This window comes from Nostoc sp. (assembly GCF_036917435.1).
Taxonomy (GTDB): Bacteria; Cyanobacteriota; Cyanobacteriia; order Cyanobacteriales; family Nostocaceae; genus Nostoc.
Genome location: NZ_JBALDM010000022.1, coordinates 204694 through 220511 on the forward strand (window position 1 = coordinate 204694; position 15818 = coordinate 220511).

A 15818-nucleotide genomic window follows, 5' to 3' on the forward strand; every position below is an offset into this window, starting at 1 on the left:
GGCTTTATAACAAAGACTACTAACAACTTTATTTAAGATGCTAAGTCTGTTTAAAACAATTCGAGATGCGATCGCAAGTTGGTGGTCTGAGTTCACACTCCAGACCAAACTACTGGCTGTAGCCACATTAGTGGTTTCATTGGTGATGAGTGGTCTGACCTTCTGGGCTGTGAATACGATTCAGCAGGATGCGCGGATGAATGACACCCGCTTCGGGCGTGATTTGGGGCTGCTACTTGCTGCCAATGTTGCTCCCCTAGTTGCTGACAATAATCTCACAGAGGTTGCCCAATTTTCTCAACGCTTCTACAGCAGCACCTCTAGCGTGCGTTACATGCTCTACGCTGATGAAAATGGGGAAATCTTTTTTGGCATACCTTTTTGGGAAGCTGAGGTAGAAAACTCCCTTACCATTAAACGGCGAATACAACTACCAGAAGATTACCCTGGTGATAGCGAAAAGCCAATGGTGCGGCAACACATGACCCCAGATGGGGCAGTTACCGATGTATTCATTCCTTTAATCGTTAATCAAAAATACTTGGGTGTATTAGCGATCGGCATCAATCCCAATCAGACTGCGATCATTTCCACTAATTTTACCCGCGATGTCACCATTGCCGTTTTTATCACCATTTGGGTAATGGTGATTTTGGCAGGAGTGATTAACGCCTTAACCATCACTAAGCCAATAAAAGAACTCCTAGTGGGAGTAAAGGAAATTACTACCGGGAATTTCAAACAGCGCATTAATTTACCTTTAGGAGGCGAACTGGGGGAGTTAATTTTAAGCTTTAATGAAATGGCAGAGCGATTAGAGCGCTATGAAGAACAGAATATTGAAGAACTGACCGCAGAAAAAGCCAAGCTAGAAACCCTAGTTTCCACGATCGCAGATGGTGCTGTGTTAATTGACAACAACATGCAGGTAATATTAGTCAACCCCACAGCGCGGCGAATTTTTGGCTGGGAAACTACTGATGTGGTAGGCTGCAATGTCTTGCATCACTTACCACCATCAGTACAAATGGAAATCACTGGCCCTTTGTACGAAATGGCAGCAGGTGAATGTGAAAGTGCCGAATTCCGAATTTTTATTAACCAACCCACCCCACGGACGATCCGCATTCTCTTAACTACAGTACTCAACGTGCAAAGAGAAAGCATCAAAGGCATTGCGATTACTGTCCAAGATATAACCCGTGAGGTGGAATTAAACGATGCAAAAAGCCAATTTATCAGCAACGTTTCTCACGAACTGCGAACACCTCTATTTAACATCAAAACTTATATTGAAACCCTGCACGACTACGGCGAAGACTTAGCTTTACAAGAACGGCAAGAGTTTCTGCAAACAGTCAACCATGAAACCGATCGCCTAACCCGCCTAGTTAATGATGTTTTAGATTTGTCAAAACTCGAATCTGGCCGCCAGTATAACTTTGATGGGGTAGATTTAGCCCAAGCGATCGAGCAAACATTGCGTACTTACCAACTCAATGCAAAAGATAAAGGTGTTGAACTTCTTCAGGAAATTGATCCTAATTTGCCCTTAGTAATGGGTAATTACGATTTGTTAGTACAAGTGTTTGGCAACCTGATTGGTAATGCCCTCAAATTCACCAAAGCCGGTGGTAAAGTGGCAATCCGCGCCTACCAACTAGATTTTAAGCCCAATCACAGCCAATCTTCTCCAGTGCGGATTGAAATCTCCGATACTGGAATAGGCATCGCCACAGAGGATCAGCACTCAATTTTTGAGCGCTTCTTTCGTGTAGAAAACCGAGTTCACACCCTAGAAGGCACTGGTTTAGGATTATCGATTGTCAGAAATATTATCGACAGACATCATAGTAAAGTCCATCTCGTGAGTGAAGTCAGCATTGGGACAACTTTTTGGTTTGATTTAACCGCCTTTGAGGAAAAAGCCCCACCAATACAAGTTGAAGCTATTGCAGAAGCATCCAAAATCACTACAGGTTGAAGAATTGGGCATGGGGCATGGGGCATTGGGCATTGGGCACATTGGGCATGGGGCAAGAAACTTGTTAAATAATTTCCCCCTGTCTCCCTCATCTCCCCTATTCCCCTATTGCCGACTCCCCACTGGAAACAAATCAAGGTCTTAATATCACGAACAAAAAACAGACTAATAATAAACCTAATAGCAACAGCAAAGCCTGATTGCGTTTTACCCAAGTTTTTACAACAGCAGCAAAACTGTTAGTGTAATGCTGCTGTTGTAAATCTAACTTTGTCTCTTCAATATTTTGGTAGAGGGTACAGTCTTTGGCGTAAGGACGCTGAGGAAAATTGCAAGTATCATCAGCGTGATAGGTGCAGGTGTCGCACAGATACCCATCCCCAGTGGCGCGGTGCAATGGAATACCGGGATGGCCGTAAGCTTTGAGTGTTGTCCGGCAATAGGGACAATTAATAGCTTGACTATCAACGAGTTGATGGCAGTGGGGACAAGATACAGTAGCCAAAACCTTTAGCGCAAATAGGTAAACACTTTGATTCTAGCCATTTACAAGGATAATGGGGAAATACATACGTAGCTTGTTAATTTTGAGTATGGCTAGCTCTCAAAATTGCTCACTTTATCAGCAAAAGTACTAATTTTTGCCGCTCATTTATATTTTTTAAGTGATTTCTATCACTCAAAATGATTAATGTTATGGCATAATCTAGCAAATATGAGGTTTTGTCCTAAGTCCAATAATTATTTAGAGGTAGAAAAATATTGCCTTTTAATCCTGAGCTATGCCGTAATGAAAGCGAAGTTGAAAGCAAACTCATAGTGCAATATTTGCTACCTCAGCTAGGTTATACTCCTGACACCTGGCATCAAGAGGTTGCCGTTGGTAGCATCCGCTTAGATTTCTTAGCATTTGCCGCACAGGTACTTCCCTTTGTCTTAGATGCCAATTCGCCGTTGAGTGTCGTCATGGAGGCAAAGCATCCCAAACAAAACTTAAATAATCATGTGCCTCGACTCAGGCATTATTTAACCAGCTTGCATGTTAGGTATGGATTGCTGACTAATGGGAAAGAGATTAGAATTTATCAAAAATTACAGACTGACATTCAGTTAATGTTTCAATGTTCTGGGAAGGAAGTTGAGACGAAACTAGAAAATATTAAAAGTTTAATTGGTAGAGAGAGTCTGAAAGAAGGAAAGTTAGTAGATAAACCAGAAGTTAAAAGAGAAAATAATTTAAATTTTGAAACAAAGGGGCAACATTCAATGAAAATAATTGCAGTTTACCACAATAAGGGCGGCGTAGGGAAGACAACCACCGTAGTTAATCTAGCGGCTGCTATTAGTAAGAAGGGTAAAAGAGTTTTAGTAATTGATTTTGATAGTCAAGCTAACACTACATTTGCCACAGGGCTAGTTAAATTTGATGATGAAGAATTTGATGATATCAAGGATTCTAATCTTCTTCAAGTATTGCAATCTGAAGAACTTTATCCTATTTCGGAAGTAGCCAGAAAATCTAATTTCTGTAATCCTGAGATTGATGTTGTTCCTGCACACATAAATTTGATGAGAAATGAAACTGATTTAAATGCTCTTGAGGGTAGTAGACTGGTACTTATAGATAAGTTAGAACATGTAAAAGATAAATATGATGTTGTCCTTATAGATACTCCTCCATCACTAAATCTTTATGCGAGAATTGCTTTGATTACCTCTGATTATCTTATTATTCCATCGGATCTAAAACCTTTTGCAAACCAGGGATTAACAAACGTTAAAGAGTTCATAAAAGGTATTAATACATTTAGAAAACAAATAAGAAAACCTCCTATTGAAACTTTAGGTGTCCTTGCTTGTAAGATATCTACTAATAATCAATTTGTCAAACATACTTTACCTAAAAGACTAGAAGCAATTACAAAACGGTATAATCTTGAAGTAATGGATACAGTAATTTATGATAGAGATGATCTAGCGAAATGTGCTGAAAAATCTCTGATTATAGGAGATATGGAGATAGCTGATCCCATATCTGTGCTTGATTTTAAGCCAGATTCAATTGCCGCTCAAGAATTTGAGTTACTAGCAATAGAAGTTTTACAAAAAATAGGGTTAGATTAATGAAACTATCCACTTCACTTGTTGCTGTCAAGAAAATTACCTCCAGTAAGCCTCGTTCAAATTTTGCAGATGATGAGCTAGAACAAGCTGCTCAGTTAATTTTAGAATCCGAAGGTGTTATTAACCCTATTGTAGTAAAAAGAACAAGTTTGCAATCTTTTGAAGTAGTAGATGGAGACTTTGAGTATTATGCTGCCGCTAGAGCTAAAGAAATAGATATTCGCAAAGGAGAAATGATCGGAGTATTTATTATTGAGTCTGAAAATGAGGAGACTTTAACTAAGCAAGTTCAATTATTTAGACAACAAAAAGCTTTTATTCCCGACAATGTACCTGTTAGCACAGATGGTATTGAATCCCGCTTAATAAATATGGAATCACGGTCTAGCAACACAGAGTCTCGCATCACAAACCTTGAATCACGTTTTGAAAACCGCACTCTTGAATTCCAGACAGAGTTTAGGCTTGAAATTAAAAATATTAATGACAGACTGAAGGAAATTGAAAACCGAATTCCAAAACCAATGGAACCATTGGAGGCACTTAATAACTTGGGTGTATCTGAGCTTACCTCTAAGTTGAAACGGGTTGGTATCAATATTAAAATAATTGAAAAAATAATCAGTGAGCGTGACAATAGTAAATTCAAATCTTTTAGCAATGTCGTAGATCGGATCAAAGGCTTAGGTGACAAAACAATGCTAAAGATTATCGACAGTTTTGCAGAAGGTACAGTCTGACTTTATTCTATAAAGTTAAAATTGGTGACTAATTATGGATAGTCTTGAATCTAAAATTGTTGAAATCTTAAAACGTGGCACTCCCATAAGAGCAGTAAAAATTGCTGATATGCTGGGAGTTGAAAAACGGGAAGTCAACCATTATCTATATTCTTCCTTAAAGAATATGGTTGTCCAAGATAGTGAGTATAAATGGTCATTGAAGACAAATGAAATAGGTAATAATCAGCGTATCCCAACTCAACCACGAACACCTCAAAACAAATCATCAAAACCTGTAACGCAAAATAACGTATACAGTTTTACTAAAAAAGAGATTCAACAAGATACTCCGATTCAACCACCAATTCTGCCAAATCAATCCTCACAACCCGTCAAGCATGAAAAATTGGAGAAATTTTCTCAACAACATTTTCAACCAAACTCACAAACTCCATCCTCACAACCTGTAAAACAAACTAATCCCTATGAAGTTGTCAGGAGAGAACTAGCTCAAGTATCTTCTGAGGAAAAAGTAAAAATTCTAGAAAATGCTTTTAGACAAGATAGATATACAGAACTAGAAGATGAGCAGATAAATGCTCTCCAATCAATTTTGGAAGAGGCTAGACGCGAAGTAAATATAGCTAATACGGCTTATACAGAAGGAAAACTAAGCTTTTGGAAAACTAACTCTTTAGCGATCGCAGTTATATCTATAGCCTTAACTCTTGGTACATTCTTCGTGATTAGTCAACTGAGATACAATTCAACTTACCAACCTACCCCAAATATTCCACAAAATAGGTAAACTTGGCAACCCCTTTGCGATTTTGCTCTTTTCCTTTCTAGATAATATGAAAAGTCAGTTGTACAATATATCTAATGCTAAAACAATTTTGACTATTATTGATGAGTGTTCAAGAAGTTAGTAATTAAGTAAAATAAGTTAATTCAATGCAACCAGCAGATCCCCGACTTCTTCGAGAAGTCGGGGATCTTGTTTCTCACGAATAATTCAGTATAAGGAAAATACTCCAGGGAATTTGTCAGTTGCAAGGTAGAGTTAGCCTAACCCCGCGCCTGTCGCAGTGCATTAAATGCCCTACCTCGCAACGCAACTGGTAACAGCGATAATCCTAAACCAGTCCAAGCTTTAGTAGTTGAATAAGACTGTCCCGCTAAAACTAGCTCTCTGCCTTTTTGCGTTTCACCCTTTTCAATTAAACGCAAACCTAATAATAATTTTGTTTCAGTTAAACGATTTTTTCTAATTGTCTCTAGTTTTTCACAATCAAATTTATAACTTTCTAAATACCGCATTTTATCAAATAAGTAAGGAATGGCTCGATTGATACCTTGCTGCTCTGCATGAGTGCGATATTCCATCAATAATTGTGGTAAATAATAACCCTTTTTTCCAGCCAAAGCTAGACGCACAAATAAATCATTATCCTCACAATTTTGCAGATTTGGCTGCATATATCCTAATTCTTGTAAGGTTGTACGGCGAAATAATGTTGCCCCAACTTGAAAGCTTTGGTGAATAAATACAACTTCCAACAAATTATCTACAATACCTGCTGGTAAATTCTTCCTACCCCAGCGATGAGAATTTTCTTGAGTTTTTGCCTCATCTCGCACATTATTAATATCAATTATCCAATGGTCTGTACCAACAAAATCAATGCTGAAGTCTTGAGCAAGAATTGCTGCGGTACTTGCAAGAAAATCGGGTGTTAGCCGATCGTCATCATCAAATTTAATAAAATATTCACCACTGGCAGCATCAAAACCAGAGCGCATATTATTACTTTTACCAATATTTTGCAGATGACGGATATATTTAATCCGTTCATCTGTGTACTGTGACATCAATTCAGATGTACCATCGCTAGAACCATCATCACAAACAATTAGCTCAAAATCTTGCTCAGACTGATTGAGTACACTGTCAATGGCATAAGGAAGAAGATTGACACGATTAAAAGTAGGAATGCAAACAGTAATTTTAGGCATATATACTAATAACTGGAGAATATAGAAATTTATATGAATTTGCTATAGCGGTTCTCTTTTATGTGAGGTATACCCGCAAGGGCACGGCATTGCCGTGCCCCTACACCTCACAGTATTAATCTATATTTAGCGGAGAGTTCTTTGAATCTTATTCATTGTTTTGCTGAAAAACTTATTGGTTTTGGCAATTATACTCAGTGGCTTTAGTTGTTTTGGTCTTTGTTCTGGATGTTTGAGAAAACGATAGTGCAAAAACTCATTTGCATAACAGATATTAACATCTTGTCCTTGACATAACTGGGCAAAATCACGAGAAGAATAGCTCATATAATGAATGCGATGAATCGGTTTTAAACCTTCTTGATTGTAAAGAACATTATTAATATTAACAAAGGGATCTGCATTAGCACAGTTGCCTGTTCTATCTTCTCCATTGGGACTAAGTGTAAAGTTAAAGAGTGGGCGATCGCAGCGCAAAGTCATATAGTTAAACAAAAAAGCATCATCCCACCATCCATTTGCATTAATCCATTCAATTTCTTTCTGGTTAATTAATTGCTCTTTCATTATTTCAATTTCTTGTACAGAAAATAATCCTTTTTTTGAACCAAAAAAGCTAGAACAATGCAGTTTAGAACGTATATCTGCTTCTGTATATAGCCCAGCTTTTTCTAGAAGTGGAATATTTAATGCTGCAACACTTTTGTCCTTAATGTGTTCCCAATCATCAAAAATAAAATCGTATCTTTCTAGCCGATCAATTACATTATTGAGTGGCTTCATTGCCAAACTATCACCGTCATAAAATACGAATTTATCAAAAATACCCTCAAAGGCAACAAACTTTCTTTGTAAATGACTTTTGTACCAACTAGGACGTGATAATTTCGTATCTTTTTCTCTAGGATGGGCAGCCCAAACTTGATGAGCAAATTCTTCCCAGCGTTGAATTATGTCCCAATTATCAAATAGGGTTACATTCTTTCTAGTATTAATTTCTTGCCTAACTAAATCTAGTCGCTCGTTATATGGAATAATACAAATAGGAATATCTGCGCTAACATTCACCTCAATGCTGTTTAGCAAAGCTACTAATTGGTCAAACACTACATCATTAGCAAGGGTGTAAATACCGAAAGAATCCATTTTGATAAATCCTTTTTATCTTTAGTTCCTGAGTAAGTAGGTAGGCGTAATTAAACATAAGATGAAACCTCACCCTCAATCCCTCTCCTTAGTAAGGAGAGGGAAGCCGGAGGCAGGGTGAGGTTTTATATTTAATTTGACCCACTTACTTAACGCAGACAATGTTATTGACTGAGATATTATTCCCAAATAACCAATAATATACACATCTTTACGCTTTGTGCTGAGGGCAAGGAGGAAAGGATTTTGGTTGCTTTAGATGGATACTAACATTCCGCCACCATAATCCAATACGCTTGGGTTATAGCTAAAACTCTTTGTTAAAGTCAGTTTTTTTAACGTAGACGCGGAGCGGCTTCCCGCAGGGTACCACAGAGACGCAGAGTACACAGAGAGAAGAAAAAAATGCTTAACCCAAGCTTATTGAACTATAATCTTCTCTACGAGACACTGCGCGAATGATTTGGTGGCGGACTTCTTGCGGCTTTGGCATAGACCTTAATTTTTCAATGAAGCGTCTGATGCGATCGCTCTTTACCAAAATCAGCAATGCTAGAAATAAAATACATAGTCTTAGATAGAGGCGGCTAATTTAGTTTCCTGAACTTGGTGGTCAGAATAGCATCCTACAATGAAGATACGTATGCAAACTATTCATAATCGTAAAATCAAAGGCGGGGGCTAAACATTGGGACAATTAGAAGCAGAACCTCTGGCTTTGTCAGGCGCTCAAAAAAATTGGGTCTTACTCGGTGTCGGACTTGGGGTGTTTATGTCTACCCTTGATGTAGGCATCATCAATGTTGCTTTACCCACATTGGTGCAAGCCTTTGATACCAGTTTTCCTACGACTCAATGGGCTGTATTGAGTTACCAGTTAGTCAGTTCCGGTTTAGTTTTGGGGGCAACACGCCTGGGGGATATGTGGGGCAAAAAGTCCTTATATCAAGGGGGGCTTGTTCTGTTTACTCTCAGTTCGCTGTTATGTGGTTTTGCACCTAGTATTGAGTGGTTGATTGCCTTTCGCGCAGTTCAGGGACTGGGTGCTGTGTTCGTCTCTGGGCTTGGTTTGGCAATCATCACAGAAGTTTTTCCATCTTCTGAACGAGGCCGGGCTGTTGGCGTTATCGGTAGTGTTGTATCACTAGGAATTGCTTTTGGCCCTTCGGCTGGCGGACTACTCCTAAGCTTATCAGGCTGGCATAGTATATTCTTCATCAACGTACCATTGGGGATCATAGCTAGTTTCTTAATCGCTAAGGTAGTACCACCTTCTGTACGCATTGAGGATAAACAGAAATTTGACTTTTTTGGAGCTATTTTAGCTTTATTGACTTTGGGTAGTTTTGGTCTGGGTATGACGGTAGGGCAAAGCCAGGGCTTTGGCAGTACCAATGCACTGATATTATTAGCGATCGCCACCCTAAGTTTTACAATTTTTTTGGTAGTTGAAGCGATCGTCAAGCAACCGCTACTAGAACTACACCTGTTTCGCAATCTTCAGTTGAGTATGAGTTTGCTAAGTGGTTGGCTAGCATTCATTGTTATTGGCGGTTCCTTACTCATCGTTCCCTTCTTTCTAGAGGGCGTGAAGCATTATCCGACGATAAAAGTGGGGCTGCTACTAGCCGTGTCACCTGTAATTAGTGGGTTAATTTCTCCACTAGCAGGAACACTTTCAGACCGCTTTGGCGCTAGACTAATCACCCCAATTGGATTGGGGTTGATGATCGGTGGCTGTCTAGGGATTAGCACTTTTGACGCTCAAATTACTGAGCTAGATTACGTGTCGCGCTATTTTATTTACGGCATTGGACTGGGTTTATTTCAATCACCTAACAACAGCACTGTCATGGGAGCAGTACCAAGAGAGCGACTAGGGATTGCTTCTGGGCTGCTGTCTTTGTCACGGACATCAGGGAACACAGTAGGAGTTTGTGTAATCGGGGCAGTATTTGGAGCATTAATCGCTAGCATGTCTGCGGGTGCAGATGTCTCTGTTGCCCCTCCTGATGCGATCGTTGCAGGGTTCCAAGGAACTTTTCGTTTCGCAGCCATAATCCTTTGTGTGGCAGCAGTTACATCCGTTTTAAGGATCGATAAGAGACAGGGGGGTAGGGAGTAGGGAGATGAGGGAGATGAGGGAGATGAGGGAGATGAAGGGGAAGAATTAATAACCAATGCCCAATGCCCAATGCCCAATTCCCAATTCCCAATTATTAAGGAGTTAAATAAATGACAGAGAAATTAGTAGGAAAAGTTGCAATTATCACTGGAGCTTCAGCAGGAATTGGTGAAGCAACTGCGATCGCTTTGGCTTCAGTTGGAGCAACAGTAGTACTGGCTGCTAGACGTGGCGATCGCATTCAGGCATTAGCAGAACGCATTCAAGCTAGTGGTGGTAAGGCATTGGCTATTGTCACCGATGTGACTGACGAAAACCAGGTAAATAACTTGGTGGCAAAGGCAAATGCAGAATTGGGAAGGATCGATATCCTTGTGAATAATGCAGGAATTGCCTTACTCGGCACTATTGAAGCTGGAAATAGCTCAGACTGGCGGCGATCGTTTGATCTGAATGTACTAGGACTGTTATATGCTACTCACGCTGTTTTGCCTCTATTGAAGGCGCAAAAATCGGGGCATATAGTCAATATTTCTTCAGTGGCTGGCCGCACAGCACGGGCGGGCATTGGTGTTTATAATGCTACCAAATGGGGTGTTAATGCCCTCTCGGAAGCATTGCGCCAAGAAGTCTACAAAGACAATATTCGCGTCACCATTATCGAACCAGGTTTGGTGGATACGGAAATCGACAACCAAATTACCGATCCCGTGGCCAAACAACGCATTGAAGAACGGCGTAAGGCAATTACACCTTTGCAAAGTGAAGATGTTGCTGCTGCGATCGTTTATGCCGTCACCCAGCCATCGCGCGTTAATGTCAACGAGATCCTTATCCGACCAACGGGACAAGAACATTAAAGTGAAATTACTGAAAATTTACAGACAAGGAAATAGCTTATTATGTCACTCAGTCGTAGCGACCTCGAAGGCGGAAACGCACAGACGAGACTATTAGAAGCATCACACTCTGGAATCAAGTTAACTACTCTGAGTGAAGATGAGTTACAGCGATCGCTTGATAAAATACTACAACAGCAACCACCAAATTCTGATATCTGGATATTTGCCTACGGTTCGCTGATTTGGAATCCTCTAATCACATACGTAGAACGCCGTGCTGGAATCATTTATGGTTGGCATCGGCGCTTTTGTACATGGATGATCCTCGGTCGCGGGACTCCAGAGAATCCCGGATTGCTCTTAGGACTAGATCGCGGCGGTAGCTGTCGTGGTATTATTTATCGGGTTGCTGCTGCTGATGTACCATCAGAATTACTATTGATTTGGCGACGGGAGATGTTAGCCGGTGTCTACGTTGCTCGTTGGGTAAGGGTATTTGATGGTACGCAGGAATTTAAAGCGATCGCCTTTGTTGCTAATCGCCAACATCCCAGGTACGCTCATCAGATACCTTTCACAACCACTGTTAATAGTATTGCCACGGCATCTGGAAAATTGGGTTCCTGCGCTGATTATCTGATAAACACTGTCGATGGATTAATCGCAGAAGGCATTAAAGATAAAAAATTGCTTTTGTTACGCAAACAAGTGCTGGCAAAACAACAAGCGCTTTTAGTTAGTGGCGATTGACTGATAGGTTATGTGAAAAATAATCTTGATGCCAGCATTTTTAACGTTAGTGATAAATATTGTATCCGCTCAAATTGCTTTCGGTGCAGTAGCTAATATTTTACTCATTTTAGTAACTGGGACAACTACCCCACTTCTTAAATAATGAGGCGATCTTTGTATGGGAGTAAACCCCAGTCGTAAATAAAAACCTTCAGCATAAAGACTAGCAGTTGTAATTACTTTATCTATACCTTGCTCAGTTGCTTCATCGCAAAAATGTTGAACTAAAGCACGTCCAATCCCTTTACCTTGAGATTTAGGATGGACATACAGCCCGATCAGTTCATCAACAATAAAACTAGCAAAACCTATAACAACATCTTTCTCGATCGCAACCCAGCAAGTCTCTACTTTCATACTCTTCAAGATATTTAAACCATCAGGTTTATTCTGGTAATTACGCCAAACTAAAAGTTCTTTTTCGGTGTAGAAAGTTGCAGGTAGAGCTTTGATAGCAGCAATATGAATTGCACTCATTACCCAGCCATCTGTTTCTTGGGCAGGTCTAAGAGATATTTGGTTAGCACTCATGGGTTCAGAGCTAGCATTCAGATTAAATACTTGCTGGAATTTGTGATACAAATCCTTTATTGATATTAGCAGTTTGCAATTGAGTCATATATACAGCACATTGCAACAGGCGTGAGGTACAGATCATCGTAGGGGCACAACATGTTGTGCCCCTACCCGTGTACTTTTCAAGGTAGATCGTAAAATAAAATTGTTTATTCTCAGCGCTCTCTGTGCCTCTGCGGTTTAAAAGTATTTGATTAAACCGCAGAGGCACAGAGAACACAGAGAAAAGAAAAATTATTGTCCAAAAATTTTACCCACCGTAACTAAGTTTTGAAAAAAAGACGGTAAAACTTAGGTTGTCCCAGCTTTTTCCGTAATGCCTCCATGTAAATGTAAAAAACTGGAGTTAGATAGAGAGTCAATATCTGAGAGAACAGCAACCCACCAACGATCGCAATCCCTAAAGGACGACGCGCTTCTGAACCGACTCCTGTCCCCAAAGCAATGGGGAGTGTTCCAATTAAAGCTGCCATCGTCGTCATCATAATCGGGCGGAAGCGAATCAAGCAAGCCGCATAGATGGCATCAAAGGAATTTTTACCTTCCTTGCGTTGCGTTTCAATGGCAAAATCCACCAGCATAATCCCGTTTTTCTTGACGATGCCTACTAGCAAGATGATGCCGATGAAGGAGTAAAGGTTTAAATCCACCTGGAAAATCAGCAGCGTCAGTAATGCACCAAAACCCGCCGAAGGTAAACCAGAAAGAATGGTGATTGGGTGAATGAAATCCTCATAGAGGATGCCGAGAATTAGATAAATTACTAAAATAGACACCAACAACAGCACGCCTAAATCGTTGAAAGACTGTTGAAAGGTTTGGGCTGAACCCTGAAAACTGGTGGTAATTGTTGAAGGGAGTATCTCACTGGCTGCTTGCTTGATAGCATCTGTAGCTTGACTGAGAGACGTTCCGGGGAGCGTGTCAAAAGAGATAGTTGCAGAGGGGAGTTGAGCAACGTGAGTGACGGTGAGGGGGCCAACATTCTGGGTAATATTTGCGATCGCACTTAGGGGAACAAGTTTCTCAGTACTTGATTGCACATAGAGCATCGATAGGGCGGTGGGATCTCGTTGAAACTCCGGTTTCACTTCTAAGATTACATAAAATTGGTCATTTGGAGTATAGATAGTGGAAACCTGGCTAGAACCATAAGCAGCGCTGAGGGTTTGTTCAACCTGTTGGGCGGTAATGCCAAGGGTTGCAGCTTTATCGTGGTCAACTTTGACTTGGATTTGGGGAGTGCTGAGTTGTAAATCGCTGTCAACGTCCCGGAGTCCTGGTAGGGTTTTGACTTTATCTACAAGTTTAGGAACGTATTGGCGCAAGTCTTGTAGATTTAAACTCTGCAACGTGAACTGATAAGTAGAATTGGTTTGTTGTCCACCGATAGGAATAGCTGGCGGAGAGCGAAGGAATGTCTTAAGGCCAACCACACGTCTTAATTTGGGGGTTAACTCTTGAATGATTTCGTCGGCGCTCAATTTCCGTTGAGAACGTGGCTTGAGCAGAATTGTAATTCGCCCAGAGTTGACCGAGGCGTTAGGGCCACTTGCGCCCACAATGGAATCAACTGCTTCAATGTTGGGGTCTTTACGAATTATCTCAACAACCTTTTGCTGGTGACGACGCATATCATCAAAAGAAATATCTTGCGCTGCTTTCGTGTTCCCCATCAGTTGTCCAGTGTCTTCGGTTGGAATAAAGCCTTTGGGAACGATGACGAAGAGATAGACAGTCATTACCAGCAAAATACCAGAACCGATTAGTGTCATCAGACGGTATTTTAAAATCGGCTTGAGCGTCCAATCATATCCTTGCAGTAGTAAATCAAATGCTCGTTCTGAGACTCGATACACCAAATTTGGTTTTTGCTGATGAGATGAACGCAAAAAGCGACTGCACAACATTGGGGTGAGACTGAGGGAAACAAAACCCGAAACCAAAATTGCCACTGCGATCGTCACGGCAAATTCATGAAATAATTTACCGATGATTCCACTCATAAACATGATGGGGATGAACACCGCCACCAGGGAAAGTGTCATTGACAAAATGGTGAAGCTGATTTCCTTGGAACCCTTCAATGCTGCGTTTAAGGGAGATTCGCCCATTTCTCGATAACGGACGATATTTTCCAATACCACGATCGCATCATCCACCACAAAGCCCACAGAAAGGGTCAACGCCATGAGGGAAAGGTTGTCTAGGGAAAACCCCGACAGATACATCACAGCGAAAGTGCCAATGATGGCTACAGGTAGCGCCAAACTGGGAATCAGCGTCGCAGTTGTATCGCGTAAGAATAAGAAAATTACCAATATAACTAGACAAACTGACAAAACTAAGGTAAATTTTACATCGTTGACAGAAGCGCGGATAGTTTGAGAGCGATCGTACATAATCCCCATCTCAATGGATTTGGGAACTTGTTCGCGGAGTGTCGGTAAAAGTTTCTGGATAGCATCAACGATATTTACAGTATTAGCACCCGGTTGCGGCTGTACAGCCAGAACAACAGAATGGCGGTTTGTTACATTGCGATCGCTATATAAATTTGAGACTTTGACGTTTTGCTCACTATCAATCACCTGCCCCAAATCTTGAAGCCGCACGGGTGCGCCATTTTTGTAAGTTACAATCAACTGGCGATAACTGGCAGCATCGGTAAGTTGACCATTGGCCTGAATCGTATAACTTTTGTAAGTGCCAGACAGACTACCTGTAGGTAAGTTGACATTTCCCTGTTGAATTGCAGTTTTTACTTGATTTACACCAATTCCTCTCGATGCCAACTCTCGCGGATCGAGTTGGACGCGGACTGCATATTGTTGTTGACCAAAAACCTGTACTTGAGCAACACCATCAATCATTGAGATTGGCTGACCAACTGTTACCTCTGCATATTCATCTACTGTAGAGATTGGCTGTGTCTCAGAATACATATAAAGGAAGAGAACTGGTGAGACAGAGGGGTTAACTTTCCGGTAGGTGGGCGGGCGAGGCATTCCGGCGGGTAGTTGTCCGGCGGCGGCAGAGATGGCTGCTTGCACATCTTTGGCAGCATCTTCGACTCTGCGGCTAAAGTCAAATTGGAGGGAAATGTTGGTGCTACCAGTTGAGCTGGTGGAATTGAAGGAATTTAGTCCGGCAATTTCGGTAAACTGTCTTTCTAGGGGTGCAGCGACCGAAGATGCCATTGTTTCGGGGGTGGCACCTGGGAGACTAGCGGAGACAGAAATAAAAGGATATTCAACGTTGGGTAGGGCACTAATGGGTAATAGGAAATAACTCATTAGACCGAAGATGAGGATACCGATCATCACCAAGGTGGTCATGACTGGACGACGGATGAAGGGTTCTGAAAGGTTCATTTGTTATCCCAGAAATGTGGTAAAGATGGGACGAACCGCAGAGGCGCAGAGGACGCAGAGAGAAGAAAGAAATGCTTAACGGCTTGAATATCTGGTTTCAACACATATAGAAGTCCT

At 41.0% G+C, this 15818-nt stretch carries 12 protein-coding genes; 7 read left to right on the forward strand and 5 right to left on the reverse strand.

Features of this window, described 5'->3' with window-relative positions:
* Nucleotides 1-37 precede the first annotated feature (37 nt).
* Nucleotides 38-1984: a two-component system sensor histidine kinase NblS gene (gene nblS, locus V7K98_RS09485; RefSeq protein WP_335021040.1), complete on the forward strand. Its 1947-nt coding sequence runs from the start codon at nt 38-40 to the stop codon at nt 1982-1984.
* Between the two features lie 133 nt (nt 1985-2117).
* Here the strand turns inward: nblS and V7K98_RS09490 are convergent, their stop codons facing one another.
* Nucleotides 2118-2489, reverse strand: coding sequence for a zinc ribbon domain-containing protein (locus V7K98_RS09490; protein WP_335021042.1), 372 nt, complete (start codon nt 2487-2489; stop codon nt 2118-2120).
* A 257-nt stretch (nt 2490-2746) separates the two neighbouring features.
* Between V7K98_RS09490 and V7K98_RS09495 the strand changes: the two genes are divergently transcribed.
* From V7K98_RS09495 to V7K98_RS09505, 3 genes are read left to right on the forward strand one after another with little or no spacing between them, the layout of a single operon-like run.
* Nucleotides 2747-4108, forward strand: a complete 1362-nt coding sequence (locus V7K98_RS09495) for an AAA family ATPase (protein WP_335021044.1) — start codon at nt 2747-2749, stop codon at nt 4106-4108.
* Nucleotides 4108-4848: a ParB N-terminal domain-containing protein gene (locus tag V7K98_RS09500; RefSeq protein ID WP_335021046.1), complete on the forward strand. Its 741-nt coding sequence runs from the start codon at nt 4108-4110 to the stop codon at nt 4846-4848. Before V7K98_RS09495 ends, V7K98_RS09500 begins: the two co-directional genes overlap by 1 nt.
* Before the next feature lie 34 nt (nt 4849-4882).
* Nucleotides 4883-5638 carry a hypothetical protein gene (locus V7K98_RS09505; protein WP_335021048.1) on the forward strand — a complete coding sequence of 252 codons (756 nt, stop codon included), beginning with the start codon at nt 4883-4885 and terminating at the stop codon, nt 5636-5638.
* A 260-nt stretch (nt 5639-5898) separates the two neighbouring features.
* Here V7K98_RS09505 and V7K98_RS09510 read toward each other — a convergent pair whose 3' ends face one another.
* On the reverse strand, nt 5899-6846 hold the full coding sequence (locus V7K98_RS09510) for a glycosyltransferase family 2 protein (protein ID WP_335021050.1): 948 nt from the start codon (nt 6844-6846) through the stop codon (nt 5899-5901).
* Nucleotides 6847-6972: 126 nt separating this feature from the next.
* Nucleotides 6973-7992: an Npun_R2821/Npun_R2822 family protein gene (locus tag V7K98_RS09515; RefSeq protein ID WP_335021052.1), complete on the reverse strand. Its 1020-nt coding sequence runs from the start codon at nt 7990-7992 to the stop codon at nt 6973-6975.
* A gap of 688 nt (nt 7993-8680) precedes the next feature.
* On the opposite strand from V7K98_RS09515, the gene V7K98_RS09520 reads away from it, so the two are divergent.
* The 3 genes from V7K98_RS09520 (at nt 8681) to V7K98_RS09530 (ending at nt 11709) form a co-directional block, all read left to right on the forward strand.
* Entirely contained in the window at nt 8681-10117 is a 1437-nt protein-coding gene (locus V7K98_RS09520) for an MFS transporter (protein ID WP_335021054.1), read from the forward strand.
* Nucleotides 10118-10227: 110 nt separating this feature from the next.
* Nucleotides 10228-10977, forward strand: a complete 750-nt coding sequence (locus V7K98_RS09525; protein ID WP_335021056.1) for an SDR family NAD(P)-dependent oxidoreductase — start codon at nt 10228-10230, stop codon at nt 10975-10977.
* Between the two features lie 42 nt (nt 10978-11019).
* Nucleotides 11020-11709, forward strand: coding sequence for a gamma-glutamylcyclotransferase (locus tag V7K98_RS09530; protein ID WP_335021058.1), 690 nt, complete (start codon nt 11020-11022; stop codon nt 11707-11709).
* Nucleotides 11710-11778: 69 nt separating this feature from the next.
* Here V7K98_RS09530 and V7K98_RS09535 read toward each other — a convergent pair whose 3' ends face one another.
* The gene (locus tag V7K98_RS09535) at nt 11779-12333 is read right to left on the reverse strand and encodes a GNAT family N-acetyltransferase (RefSeq protein ID WP_335021060.1); all 555 of its coding nucleotides are present in this window, start codon (nt 12331-12333) and stop codon (nt 11779-11781) included.
* 257 nt (nt 12334-12590) lie between these two features.
* The gene (locus V7K98_RS09540; protein WP_335021062.1) at nt 12591-15701 is read right to left on the reverse strand and encodes an efflux RND transporter permease subunit; all 3111 of its coding nucleotides are present in this window, start codon (nt 15699-15701) and stop codon (nt 12591-12593) included.
* Nucleotides 15702-15818: the final 117 nt, after the last annotated feature.